Origin of the sequence: Peristeroidobacter agariperforans, assembly GCF_004138335.1 — a bacterium.
GTDB lineage: Bacteria > Pseudomonadota > Gammaproteobacteria > Steroidobacterales > Steroidobacteraceae > Steroidobacter > Steroidobacter agariperforans.
Window position 1 is genome coordinate 199,736 of record NZ_RYFW01000007.1, and the last position, 12,876, is coordinate 212,611.

Genomic DNA, 12,876 nt, shown 5'->3' on the forward strand with positions numbered 1-12,876 from the left:
GCGCGTCAGACATGCCAAGGACTCCAATGACAACGCTCGGGAAGCTCGCGACTGGATTCGCACAGACATTGGTCGCGCTGTGCGCTTTCAGCGGCGTCGCTTCCGCCGGCTGGTTCGGCGACGAACCGAAGTATGTGACGGCACCGCCGGCGCCGAAGAGCCAGACCGAAGAGGACGTGCGGGCCAAGACCGAAGGCTGTCAGACCTGTCACACCCAGACCGATTCGAACACCATGCACTTGAACCCGGCCGTGAAGCTGGGTTGCACGGACTGTCATGGCGGCGATGCCAACGTGCGCCTGACGCCCGGTGTTCAGCGCGGCACGAAGGACTACATGAAGCAGCAAGAGCTTGCTCACGTGCTGCCGAAATTTCCGGAGGAGTGGAAGTATCCGTCCAGCGCCAATCCGGAGCGCACCTATACGCTGTTGAACCGCGAAAGCCCGGAGTTCATTCGCTTCATCAATCCGTCGGACTATCGCATCGTTCGTGAGTCGTGCGGCTCCTGCCACATGGAGATCATCGAAGCGTCGGCGCGCAGCATGCACACGACCGGCGCAATGTTGTGGGGCGGCGCTGCATATAACAACGGCATCCTCGATTTCAAACAGTACATCATCGGCGAGTCGTACGACCGCAATGGCCAGGGCGTGCTGTTGAAGGGACCGAAGATTCCGGATCACCTGGTCAACCAGGCGGCGGTCGCCGGCATCCTGCCGCAGCTGTATCCGCTACCGTCGTGGGAAACGATTTATCCCGGCGACATCTTCCGCGTGTTCGAGCGCGGCGGACGTAACATCGCGAACTTGTTCCCCGAGACCGGCCTGCCCAATGCGCTCGGTCAGTTGCAGCGTATCGAAGAGCCGGGTCGGCCTGATTTCCGCCAATCGAATCGTGGCCCGGGCACCGGTGCTCGCATTGCCGTGCCGGTGATCAATATCACCAAGACTCGGTTGAACGATCCGCTGCCCTGGTTCCTGGGCACTAACGATCAGCCCGGCGATTTCCGCCACTCGGGCTGCGCTTCATGCCACGTCGTGTATGCGAACGACCGCGACAAGCGCCACTCGAGCATCTATGCGAAGTTCGGTCACGAGGGTCTGACGCGCACCGTTGACCCCACGATCAGCAAGACGGAGCCAGGCCATCCGCTGACGCACACGTTGACGCGCTCGGTGCCGACCAGCCAGTGCATGGTCTGTCACATGCACCAGCCCAACATGTTCATGAACAGCTTCCTCGGCTACACGATGTGGGACTACGAGTCCGACGCGCCGTTCATGTGGCCGGAGAAACAGCAGTACCCGACCAGCGAGCAGATGCGCAAAGTGCTCGATCGCAACCCGGAAGGCGCGGCGACGCGTGGCAAGTGGTCGGACGTGAATTTCCTGAAGCAGGTGTCCGAGCTCAATCCGCAGCTCAAGGACACGCAGTTTGCGGACTATCACGGTCACGGCTGGAACTTCCGCGGCGTGTTCAAGCGCGACCGCAAGGGCAACCTGCTGGATGCCAACAACAAGGTCGTGAGCGACGAGGATCCGCAGAAGTTCAAGAAGGCGGTCCACATGTCGTCCATCCACGTCGACGTGGGCATGCAGTGCGTGGACTGCCATTTCTCGCAAGACAATCACGGCAACGGCTATATCTATGGCGAGGTGGCCGCCGCGGTCGAGATCGACTGTAAGGACTGCCATGGCACGGCGTTGCAGCTGCCGAACTTGTACACCTCAGGTCCGGCTGCACTCGGCGGCGGCGTCGACATGACGACGCTGCGCACGCCGGACGGCCGGCGGCGCTTCGAATGGATAGGCGAGACGTTGTATCAGCGCTCGATGATGGAGTCGGGCGTCGAATGGCGCATGAGCCTGGTCAAGCGCTCGGTCGACCCGAGCAGTGCCGAATACAACCCGAAGGCGGCTCGCGCCAAGCTGATGAGCAAGAACACGGCGTCGCTGGAGTGGGGCAAGGGTATCGCGCCAAACAACCTCGCGCACACCGACGAGAACGTCGAGTGCTACACGTGCCACACGTCGTGGACCACGAGCTGCGGCGGCTGTCACTTGCCGATCGAGGCGAATGCCAAGACGACTCGCAATCACTACGAGGGCGGCGAGACGCGTAACTTCGCGACGTATAACCCGCAGGTCGCGCGTGATGACATGTTCCTGCTGGGTCGTCGCGAGCCCGCGGCGGGTGGCAAGATTGCGCCCGTGCGCTCGAGCTCGGCGCTGGTCCTTTCCTCGACCAATGCCAATCGCGAAAAGATCTACATTCAGCAGCCGCCGATCGCGGCCAGCGGCTACAGCTCGCAGGCGTTCAACCCGCACTACCCGCACACCGAGCGCAAGACCGAGACCAAGACCTGCACCGACTGTCATTTGTCGAAGGAGAATGACAACAACGCCATCATGGCGCAGTTGCTGGCGCAGGGCACCAACTTCATCAACTTCGTCGGCTACAACGCTTATGTGGGCGGCGACGGCCAGATCAGCGCCGTCAACGTCACCGAATGGGACGAGCCGCAAGCCGTCATCGGCAGCTATCTGCACCGTTACGCTTATCCGGATTGGTTCAATGAGCACAACGAGAACGATCGCGAGCTGAAGAACGGCTACAGCCACGACGCTGGCGATGTGCGCTGCCTGCAACTGCGGGGCGAATATTTGTATGTCGCCGAAGGTCGCGCTGGTCTGCAGGTCTACGACGTGGCCAGCCAGGGCAACAAGGGCGTGTCACAGCGCTTGATCACTGCGCCGTTCAGCCCGCTGGGTCACGACACCCAAGTCAATACAAAGAATGCGACTTGCGTGGCGCTGCCGACCAATCAGCCCATCCACCCGCCGCGTAACGAAGGCGAGAAGATGCGTGTGGCGAACCTGGAGCAGCCGATCCATCCTCTCTATAACTACGCATATGTCACCGATTCCAAGGAAGGACTGATCCTGGTCGACGTGAACACGATGGCAGACGGCGAGCCGCGCAATAACTTCCTCAAGCGCGCGGTGACCTGGAATCCCGGTGGCGTGCTCAATGGCGCCCGACACATCACGGTTGGTGGCTACTACCTGTACGTCACAACCGCGAAGGGCCTGGCCATCGTCAGCGTCGATACACCGAAGAACCCGGTGCTGATCGCAGAAGTGCCGTTGAAGGATGCGCGCTCGACGGCGCTGCAGTTCCGCTATCTGTTCGTCACGGATGCCGACGGCTTGAAGACCATCGACGTGACCGATCCGAAAGCGCCGCGCCTCGTGCAGGACAACACCATCCGCATGAAGAATGCCCAGCGCGTGTTCGTGGCCAGAACGTACGCATACGTCGCGGCGGGCAGCGATGGCGTGGTGATCGTCGATGTGGAGCGGCCGGAGCGCATGTTCGAATATCAGCGCTTCACGGCGGGCGGCAAGATCACCGATGCCAACGACGTGATCGTTGCGACGACCAATGCCTCGCTGTACATGTATGTGGCGGACGGCAAGGGCGGTCTCAAAGTCGTGCAGCTGACCTCGCCGGCGTCGCAGCCGAAGTTCTATGGCTTCAGTCCCGAGCCCAAGCCGGAGCTGATTGCAATGTATTCGACCGGCAAGCCTGCGCTGAGCCTGTCGAAAGGCCTGGAGCGCGATCGCGGCGTGGACGAGACCGGCGGTCAGATCGCCGTGTTCGGCCGCCGTGGCTCGCGCCCGCTCAACTTGGAGGAAATGCGCAAGCTATTCCTGGATGACAATGGGCAGCCGTGGTATGTCACCGACCAAGTAGAACAAAGAGTCTCGCGGCAGTAGCGGAGTATCTCTATGGGATGGAGGCCGGGAGCCTTCCTGAGAACACATGCGCTGTGGATGGCCGCAGCGCTGCTCGGTGTGAGCGTGCGCGCGCTCGCCATCGAGCCGGGTATTGCCGATTACAAACATATGGGCGTGGCGAGCTGCGCCACCAGCGTCTGTCACGGCAAGCTCGCGCCGCAATCAGATAGAGATGTGGCCTTGAATGAGTATCGGATCTGGCAGCAGGAAGACCGGCACGCGCAGGCGTTCCGCACGCTCGAGCTAGCCGAATCCAAGCGCATCGCCACCAATCTCCGCCTGCCGAATGCGACGGCAGCGAAGATCTGCCTGGACTGTCACGCCGACAATGTGCCGTCCGACAAGCGCGGCCCGAAGTTTCAGATCAGCGATGGCATCGGCTGCGAGGCGTGCCACGGCGGTTCGGAAAAGTGGCTCGAGAGTCACGCAGAGGAAAAAGCCACGCACAAGGACAATCTCGCGCGCGGCATGTATCCGACGGAACAGCCGCTGAAACGAGCTCAGGTGTGCCTGGGCTGTCATCTCGGCACCAAGGATCAATTTGCGACGCACGCCATCATGGGCGCAGGCCATCCGCGCCTGAGCTTCGAGCTCGAGGCGTACACCACCAATCAACCGGCGCATTTCATCGTCGATGCCGACTACGACGAGCGCAAGGGCAAGATCGCCGGTATGAACCTGTGGGTGACCGGTCAGCTCGAGACCACGCGCCGTTACCTGTCGCTGCTGCAAACCAATATGTTTCATGCGGGCAACATGTTTCCGGAGCTGGCGTTCTACGATTGTCACAGCTGCCATCACCCGATGGACAAGATCCGCTGGAATTCGGCGCGCGCGGGCGCCGGCATCAAGCCGGGCACAGTGCGTTTGCAGACCCAGAATCTCATCGTGTTGCAGGCCCTCACCGACACTTTCGAGCCGGCGGCGACCGCGCAACTGGTCGAGCTGACCAACGCGCTGATTCGCGCCGGGCAACGCGATCGTACCTCGGTGAACGAAGCGGCGAAGGCGTTGCTGAACTGGCTCGGCCCGCGCGATGCGCTCGCTCGTAGACAATATTCGAGCGCGGATGTAATTAAGATGCGCAAGAACCTCGCTCGTTACGCAGCGACCGACAAGGCAGGCGACTACGCTGCTGCGGAGCAGATCGTGCTGGGGCTGGAAAGCCTGAGCTATACGATCGGCGACCGGAACAGCAAGAAAGCAGCGCTGGATGCGCTGTACAACGCAGTCAAGAACGACACCACATTCAGTCCACAACAATTTGCCACTGCCGCGGCCAACGCGCAGAAATCATTCTGAACGAGCCCCACCGTGCGTTTCGGAACCGCCAGCAAACGATTCTCCGGTCGAACTCATCCGGGCCGTCGCGGCGGTCCGAACGAGGATGTCATCGGCTGGGACGAGGCCAGCAACTTCTGGTTCGTCGCCGACGGCATGGGCGGGCATGCGAGCGGCGACGTGGCCAGTCGCGTCGTGAAAGAAACACTGCTCGGCGAGGCGCTGACGCTGCCGTTAGTGGATGCGATCAAGAAGGCGCATGAGACGGTCGCCGCGACGGCGAAGACCAACACCGCTTACGACAACATGGGATCGACGGTCGTCGCGACACGGATCGCTGAACGGCAGGCGGAGATTGCCTGGGTTGGCGACAGTCGGGCGTACCTGTGGCGTCATGGGGCGTTGAGCGCGCTGACGCGGGATCATTCCTACCTGGAAGTGCTGCGAGTCCAGGAGAACCTTTCCGAAGAGCAGTTGCGCGGTCATCCCAACCGTAATTTGGTGACTCGAACGCTGGGCATCGGCACGCCCGAGGCGTCGGTGGCCAAGGTGCCGCTGCGGCGACGGGATTGGCTGATCCTGTGCAGTGACGGACTCAACGACGAATTGGAAGATCGCGAGATCGCCGAGGTGCTGCGGACCCATCCGCAGCTGGAGAAGGCCACCGAGGCCTTGATCGAAGCGGCGCTGGCCAAGGGCGGCCGGGACAATGTGAGTGCGGTGGTCGTGGAATACGACGGCCCCGATTCGGGCGAGGTTTCGAGCAGGATGTCGCAGACGCTGAAACCCATGTTACCTATGATGTTCTCAATTCTGGGTGGAATCGCGGCAGCCACGCTGGTGGCGGCCCTGTGGTGGTGGTTCTATGGTCGCTGAGTCCAACGCGTTCCTCATCAAGGTCGGTAGCAGCCGGGAAATCCAGCTGAAGTCGGAGACCGTGCTCGGCCGGCAGGTCGAATGCGATGTGCTGCTCACCGAAGGTCACGCCTCCCGCCGGCACGCCAGGCTCGTGCAGGCCGAGGACGGCTATTGGCTGGAAGACCTGGGGTCGTCCAACGGCACCTTCATCAATGGCAACCGCATTTCGGGCCGCGTGAAGGTCGCCTCGGGCGACCGGCTGCGTTTCGACGTCGAAGAGTACGATTTTCGTGTGCCCTCGCAGGCCGCCCCAGTGGCGCTGGATGAGAGCAAGACGGTGTATCGGGCGCCGGAGTCGGCGGCCGTTGTGGCCGAGAGCAGCGGCGTGTTCAAGCGTCCCGGCGCGTGGGCGGACCCGGATGCGATGGGAGACGCCGGCGTCCACAAGACGAAGTTCATCGATCCGGCGCAGATGAAACAGATGGCAAGCAGCGCCGCCCCGGTCGCAGCAGTGCCGAGCGCGGTCGACGGTCCGCATCTGCAAGTAGTGTCAGGCAGCCGGACGGGCTTGAATATCCAACTGGCCGTCGGCGACTCGGGCAATGCCGAGTGGACCATCGGCAGCCAGACCGATCGCGAAGTGCAGTTCATGGACAGCGGCGTGTCGGCGCTGCACGCGAAAATCGTCAACGAGGGCGAGCGCTGGAAGGTGCTCGATCAGATGTCGGCAAACGGCACGTTCGTGAATGGCAAACGCGCCAATGTGAGTTATCTCGCCTCGGGCGACCGCGTGCGTTTCGGCCCGGTCGAATGCGTGTTCCGTACGGATGCTAGCAGTGGGCCGATCACGGCCACGCAGCGCATCGTCGATGCAGGCACAGGCGAGGAGGCCAAAGGCCGGAGCCTCGTCGTTGCTACGGTCGCGTTCCTGGCGACCATTGCGGTGCTCTTCGTCGTTTATAAGTACTTGCTGGCGAAGTAGACCGACTCAAATCAGCGTCAGTAAGTGCTTCGCAGCGGCGGGGTTGCGCTCCTTGGCCCCGCTGATGAAGTAGATAAATACATCCCTTGGCTTCTTCGGTGGAGCCGTCTTCGTTACATACGGCAGGTCATCGGGCGCGCCGCCTTCCGCCCACAACTTCGCGCGCTTGCTCCAAGCGTCCAAGTCAGCCTTCGAATAGCCGGTTGGCTGCGTGGCTTCGGTCTTGCGCAGGCGAGCGTAGACGAAGTCCGCACTCACATCCGCGAAGTTCGGAAACTCATCCGTGTGCGCAAACACCGTCGCGACGGAATGCTTCCTTGCCAACTCCACATACGCTGGATCCATGAACGTCTTGTGTCGCACCTCGAGCACATGACGCAGAGGCAAGTCATCGAGTGTGTGGGGCAGCGCTTCCAGGAACGCGCCGATGTCGTCCGCATTGAAATGCAGGGTCGGTGGCAGCTGCCACAAAATCGGCCCGAGCTTGGGTCCGAGCGACGATAAGCCGCTGGCAAGGAAGCGAGGGACGGACGGAACTGCCTCGGACAGCACCTTGCGATACGTTAGGTACCGCGGCGCCTTGATCGAGAATACGAAGTCATCCGGCGCATCGTCCCGCCACTTGGCGAACACGTCCGGCTTCTGCAGGCGGTAGAACGTGCCGTTGATCTCGATGGCCGTGACCTGCCGACTCGCGTAGTTCAGCTGCGATTTCTTGGGCAGGTCTTCAGGGTAGAACGTCTCTTCCCAGGGCTCGTAGGTCCAGCCGCCGATGCCGGCGCGAATTCTGCCTGCGGTCTTACTCATGGAACCTCAACGCACCAGATGGCGCACGGGAACGCGCGATGAGCGCTTGATGGTATTGAGCACGATGCTCGAATGCACGTCGCGCACAGCGCGAATGTGCATGAGCTTCTTCAACACGACATTGCTGAGCTGCTCCAGGTCCGTGACGACCACCTGTAACAGCAGGTCGTACGCGCCAGTCATGGCGTGACAGCTCACCACTTCCTCCATGCTGTCGACGGCGCGGCGGAACTGCTCGATGTTCTCGTCGGTATGACGCGTGAGGCGGACCTGCACGAACGCCTGCACTTTCAAGCCGAGGCGGCTCGGATCGATGACGGCGGTGTATCCCTGGATGATGCCGTCCTGTTCCATGAGCTTCAGCCGACGGGCGCAAGGCGTACTCGAAAGGCCGACCTCTTCGGCGAGCTCGACGATGGGTAAGCGGCCATCGCGCTGCAGCTCATCGAGAATGGCGGCGTCGTAGCGATCGAGGTCCATAAAGCATCCGGAGTGGAATCGCCTAATTCGGCGGGTTGAAGTGGAGACTATCACCAATCTGGAGCTAAAACGCGCCGCACTTTGTTGATTTCCGCTCCTGGCTCAGGCGTAGGCTGGCGCTTGCGGCCAACTGCGCCGCTATCAGAAGACGCGAGTAATGAGCGCAGAACGACATTCGGTTTTCGGCAGGGGCGTGGGTAGTGGGACTCGGCAGCATCCGCAGCCGGACTGGCACCGGGTCGTGCATACAATTCTGGTGTCGCGAGCGCTGGATGAGCTGGAAGAGACCCAACTGCTGCCGGCGCGCAAAGTGCTCTATCAGTTCACGGCGCGCGGCCATGACGTGACGCAAGTGTTGCTCGGGCAATTAATGACCGGCGTCCGCGACGGCATTGGCGTTTATTACCGCTCGCGGCCGCTGATGCTCTCGGTCGGCCTGTCGCTGAAGGACGCGCTGGCGTCGACCATGATGCGCTCGGGCAGCGTGAGCGACGGTCGCGACATCGGCGTTGTATTCAATCTGCCGAGGAGCGAGGGCGTTTGCGTGTTGCCCGCCTGTGGTGGCGTGGGTGCGCAGTACACACCGGCGATCGGTTGGGCGCAGTCGCTGCAGTATCGTTCGCAAGTGCTGCGCGAGGCCGAGGCTGATGGCTGCATCGCGGTGGCTCATGGCGGCGATGCTTCGGTCGCGACGAATGGCTTCTGGTCCGCGTTGACGATTGCGACTACGCAGCGCCTGCCCATCCTGTTCTTCATCGAAGACAACGGGTACGGCATCTCCGTGAAGTCCGATTTCCAGACGCCTGGCGGGAACATCGCCGCCAATCTCTCGGGCTTCAAGAACCTCCGCATCATCGAAGGCGACAGCGCCAAGCCGGTCGAAGCGGCGAATTTGCTCGCCGAGGCGGTGGCCGCGGTGCGCGCTGGCGAAGGCCCGGTGCTGATGCGAATGCTGGTGCCGCGCTTGTCCGGCCATTCGGGCCAGGACACGCAGACCTACAAAACCCCGGAAGAAATCAGTGCCGAGCGAGCTCGCGATCCTCTGGTTCAGTTGCGTGCGCAGCTCGTGCCGACGGTGATCTCCGAGGACGCGTGGCAGGCGATCGAGCGGCAGGCTCACGATGATGTGCAGGCTGCGCTGGCGGCTGTCGAAGCAAGCCCGGTGCCCGATGTCGCTCGTACGACGACTCATGTCTTCTCAGAAAACAAGGCAGACGGCAGTGTCGACCTGCAGCAGCAGGGCGGCTTGTTGAATGCAGGCGTGAACCTTCCCAAGGGCAGCGAGGCGCCGCGTTCCGAAGGGCCGCGCATCAACATGGTTACGGCGATCCGCCGCACGCTGGAACATGAGTTGAACATCAACCCGCGCGTCGTCGTGTTTGGCGAAGACGTCGGCCGCAAAGGTGGCGTGCACGCCGCGACGCTGGGATTGCAGGAGAAGTTTGGCGCCTCGCGCGTGTTCGATACCAGCTTGTCGGAAGAGGGCATCATCGGGCGGGCCGTGGGCATGGCGCTGTCGGGCTTGATGCCAGTGCCGGAAATCCAGTTCCGCAAGTACGCCGATCCCGCGGTCGAGCAGTTGAATGATTGCGGCACGATGCGTTGGCGCACGGCGAATCGTTTCGCAGCGCCGATGGTGGTGCGCATGCCTGGTGGTTTCTTCAAGTGCGGCGATCCGTGGCACAGCCAGAGCAACGAAGTGCAGTTCGTGCACGCGATTGGCTGGCGAGTCGCGATGCCTTCGAATGCCGAAGATGCGGTCGGCCTGTTGCGAAGCGCATTGCGCGCCAACGATCCGACGATCTTCTTCGAGCACCGCGCGATGCTCGACGGTGCCTGGGCGCGTCGTCCCTATCCGGGCGACGACTTCATCGTTCCGTTCGGCAAGGCCAAGCAACTGCGAGCAGGCTCGGAGCTGACCGTGATCAGCTGGGGCGCGATGGTCGAGCGTTGTGAGCAGGCGGCGGAGGAGTCGAGTGTCGATGTCGAGCTGCTCGATCTGCGCACATTGATGCCGTGGGATCGCGAGGCGGTGCTGGCGTCCGTGCGCAAGACACGTCGCTGCTTGATCGTGCACGAAGACAATCTCACTGCCGGTTTCGGGGCCGAGATCGCTGCGACCCTGGCCAAAGAGGCTTTCTTCGATCTCGACGCACCGATCGAGCGCGTCACCATGCCGGACGTGCCGAGCCCGCACAGCCCGCTGTTGCTCGACTCGGTCGTGCCGAGTACCGCCCGCATCACTGACGCCATCCGTCAGCTCGCCAGCATCTGATAGAGAGAACAACGAATGACAACAACGATTGAAGTGCGCGCACCGAGCGAGCAGTCCGAGGGCACACGGTCGCAGGTCCAGCGCTGGTTGAAGAACATTGGCGAGACCGTCGCCGAGAACGAACCGTTGATCGAAGTGGAGACGGACAAAGTCACCATCGAGATTCCTGCGCCCGCCGGCGGCGTACTGCGCGAGATTCTCAAACACGAGCAGGAAGAGATCGAGCCGGGCGAATTGCTGGGCACGATCCAGTCCGCCCAAGCCGCTGCTGAAGCCGAAGCTGCAGCGGCGCCAGCACCCGCGGCGGCACCGGCGGCCTCGAGTCGGCCCGCAGCCCCGGGCGCAGAGATTCGAATGGCGGCGCTCGCCGCTCATGCGGAAGCTTTATCGACGGGCCGTAGCAGCCCGGCCGTGCGCCGTTTGATTGCCGAACACGGGCTCGAGTCAGCGCCGATTCGTGGCACGGGCGCGGGCGGTCGCGTGACCGTCGACGACGTGCTCGCCTACGTCGCTGCCCGGCGGGCGAGCAACGAACCTCAGCCGCGGAAAGCTGCGATGCCTACGGAAGCGGAAGCGGCCGTCGCCGGTCGTCGAGTGCCGCATTCGAGCATGCGTAAGCGCATCGCTGAGCGCATGGTCGAGAGTCTTCTGCACACCGCGCCGCATGTCACAACCGTGTTTGAAGCCGATATGTCGGCGGTGATCGCACATCGTGCAGCTCACAAGGACGAGTTCCAGCAGAAAGGCGTGTCGCTCACGTTCACTGCCTATTTCCTGGCCGCGTGCGTCGATGCGATTCGAGAAGTGCCCGAGGCGAACAGCCGCTGGACCGACGATGCGTTGATCGTCCCAGACACCATCAACATCGGCGTCGGCACGGCGCTCGAGGGTAAGGGGCTGGTGGTGCCGGTGGTTCGCAGCGTGCAAGGCTTGGACTTGTTCGGCATCGCTCGTGAGTTGGGTGACGTGGTCGAGCGCGCGCGCAACGACAAGCTCACACCGAGCGACGTTCGCGATGGCACGTTCACGATTTCCAATCACGGCGTCAGCGGCAGCCTCGTCGCGACGCCCATCATCATCAATCAGCCGCAGTCGGCCATCCTGGGCGTCGGCAAGCTGGAGAAGCGGGCGGTTGTCGTCAGCGAAAATGGCGAAGACCGCATCGTGATCCAGCCGCGTTGCTTCATCACGCTGACGCTGGATCATCGCGTGATGGACGGCCATCGCGCGAACCGGTTCCTGCAGGTACTGGTGGAGCGGCTGGAGAACTGGAGCGCTTAGTCTATTTGTCGAAAGTGGCCGAGGCCCTTGCGACTAGGACACGCGCATGGCGCTGATGCTCGCATCGACGGGCGGCAGCCCGCCAAAGCGTTGGAAGATCTCCGCGGCCGGCGCCGGTAGGGCGCCGGCCTGCGTCTGCACCGTCGCGGACAAATATTGCTCCGAGGCGGGAAACACTGTTGCATACAAATCGCGGCAGAGTCCCTGGGCATCGGCACCAGCCCAGTCCTCCGGCAAGAGTGCTGCGGGCAGCAAAGGATCGCGCAAATGAACCTTGCGGTACTCGTGCAGCAGCAATGTGCGCAGGAGGAAGGCGACATCGCCATCGATCGTCACGTTGGTCGCACCCTGCAATGCCGTTGCGACCGGCGCGAACATGTCGATGAAACGTCGGTAGCGGCGGGCCAGATCTTCCAGATTCCAACCCATGGCGACCAGGTTGGCGCTAGCCGCTTGCGACAGGATCGAGCCTTTCATGACGACCAGCTGGCCGGCCGACTGCAGTTCGTCGATGCGTGCGCTGATCGCCGACTCTTTATAGGTTGGATGGGCATACACGCCGGGCGTGATCTGACCGAAGCCCAGCCAGAGAAGTTCTTCCCGCAGATCGTCGCGTCGACTTTTCAACGTGGGCGGGACGATGGCCATGGTCCACAAACCGTCCCAGTCCTGCGGGGGCGCGCCATAGATTCGTTGGGTGGCCTCGGCGAAGCGGGCACGGCCATTGGTCGTGAGGCTGTAAAAGCTCGCGCGGCCGCTGCGTTCGAAGCTGACCCATTCCTCGTTGGCGAGGCGCCCGATCGACGTGCGGACCAGGCGCTCGGTCAATCCGAACGGCATGGCCAGTTTGATCAGACTCGCCAGCGCAATGGTGCCGCCGCGAGGGGCGATGGCATCGCCGAGGATCGTGATCAACAGCGATCCGCCCCGGAGCGGGCGCTGCCGCCGAAAGCGGGCGACGAGCGCGTTGGTGCGAGTGACGAAGGCCGAGTGCGATTTGGCTGACATGGAGGCGCATGTTAGCGCAGGCAGCGTGAGGATTGCCCAGCACGCCCGGTGGATTGCAGTCTCATGTGACACAGAAAAAATTGATAGACGCATCGTTTTGTGTC

9 protein-coding genes are annotated in these 12,876 nt (G+C 62.5%); 6 read left to right on the plus strand and 3 right to left on the minus strand.

Annotated elements, in window-relative coordinates; all coding sequences use genetic code 11:
• The first annotated feature begins 26 nt into the window (after window positions 1-26).
• Genes EK373_RS31415 through EK373_RS31430 form a run of 4 tightly spaced genes read left to right on the plus strand, consistent with a single transcriptional unit; the run spans window position 27 to window position 6,921 of the window.
• Window positions 27-3,779: a hypothetical protein gene (locus EK373_RS31415; RefSeq protein ID WP_129649322.1), complete on the plus strand. Its 3,753-nt coding sequence runs from the start codon at window positions 27-29 to the stop codon at window positions 3,777-3,779.
• Between the two features lie 12 nt (window positions 3,780-3,791).
• Window positions 3,792-5,102, plus strand: coding sequence for a multiheme c-type cytochrome (locus tag EK373_RS31420; RefSeq protein WP_129649323.1), 1,311 nt, complete (start codon window positions 3,792-3,794; stop codon window positions 5,100-5,102).
• 12 nt (window positions 5,103-5,114) lie between these two features.
• A complete protein-coding gene (locus tag EK373_RS31425) occupies window positions 5,115-5,957 on the plus strand; it encodes a PP2C family protein-serine/threonine phosphatase (protein WP_129649324.1) in 843 nt (280 codons plus the stop codon).
• Window positions 5,947-6,921 (plus strand): FHA domain-containing protein, encoded by a 975-nt coding sequence (locus EK373_RS31430; RefSeq protein ID WP_129649325.1) that lies wholly within the window; start codon window positions 5,947-5,949, stop codon window positions 6,919-6,921. The genes EK373_RS31425 and EK373_RS31430 overlap by 11 nt, the downstream gene beginning before the upstream one ends.
• A gap of 6 nt (window positions 6,922-6,927) precedes the next feature.
• Here EK373_RS31430 and EK373_RS31435 read toward each other — a convergent pair whose 3' ends face one another.
• Both EK373_RS31435 and EK373_RS31440 read right to left on the minus strand, forming a co-directional pair.
• Window positions 6,928-7,728, minus strand: coding sequence for a DUF72 domain-containing protein (locus EK373_RS31435; protein WP_129649326.1), 801 nt, complete (start codon window positions 7,726-7,728; stop codon window positions 6,928-6,930).
• Between the two features lie 6 nt (window positions 7,729-7,734).
• A complete protein-coding gene (locus EK373_RS31440; protein WP_129649327.1) occupies window positions 7,735-8,208 on the minus strand; it encodes an Lrp/AsnC family transcriptional regulator in 474 nt (157 codons plus the stop codon).
• 157 nt (window positions 8,209-8,365) lie between these two features.
• Here EK373_RS31440 and EK373_RS31445 point away from each other — a divergent pair, with 157 nt between their 5' ends.
• Both EK373_RS31445 and EK373_RS31450 read left to right on the plus strand, forming a co-directional pair.
• Complete coding sequence (locus EK373_RS31445; protein ID WP_129649328.1) at window positions 8,366-10,483, plus strand: alpha-ketoacid dehydrogenase subunit alpha/beta; 2,118 nt, start codon at window positions 8,366-8,368, stop codon at window positions 10,481-10,483.
• 15 nt (window positions 10,484-10,498) lie between these two features.
• Entirely contained in the window at window positions 10,499-11,764 is a 1,266-nt protein-coding gene (locus EK373_RS31450; protein ID WP_129649329.1) for a dihydrolipoamide acetyltransferase family protein, read from the plus strand.
• Window positions 11,765-11,797: 33 nt separating this feature from the next.
• On the opposite strand, the gene paaX is transcribed toward EK373_RS31450, so the two are convergent.
• Window positions 11,798-12,772: a phenylacetic acid degradation operon negative regulatory protein PaaX gene (gene paaX / locus EK373_RS31455; RefSeq protein ID WP_157994627.1), complete on the minus strand. Its 975-nt coding sequence runs from the start codon at window positions 12,770-12,772 to the stop codon at window positions 11,798-11,800.
• Between the last annotated feature and the right edge of the window lie 104 nt (window positions 12,773-12,876).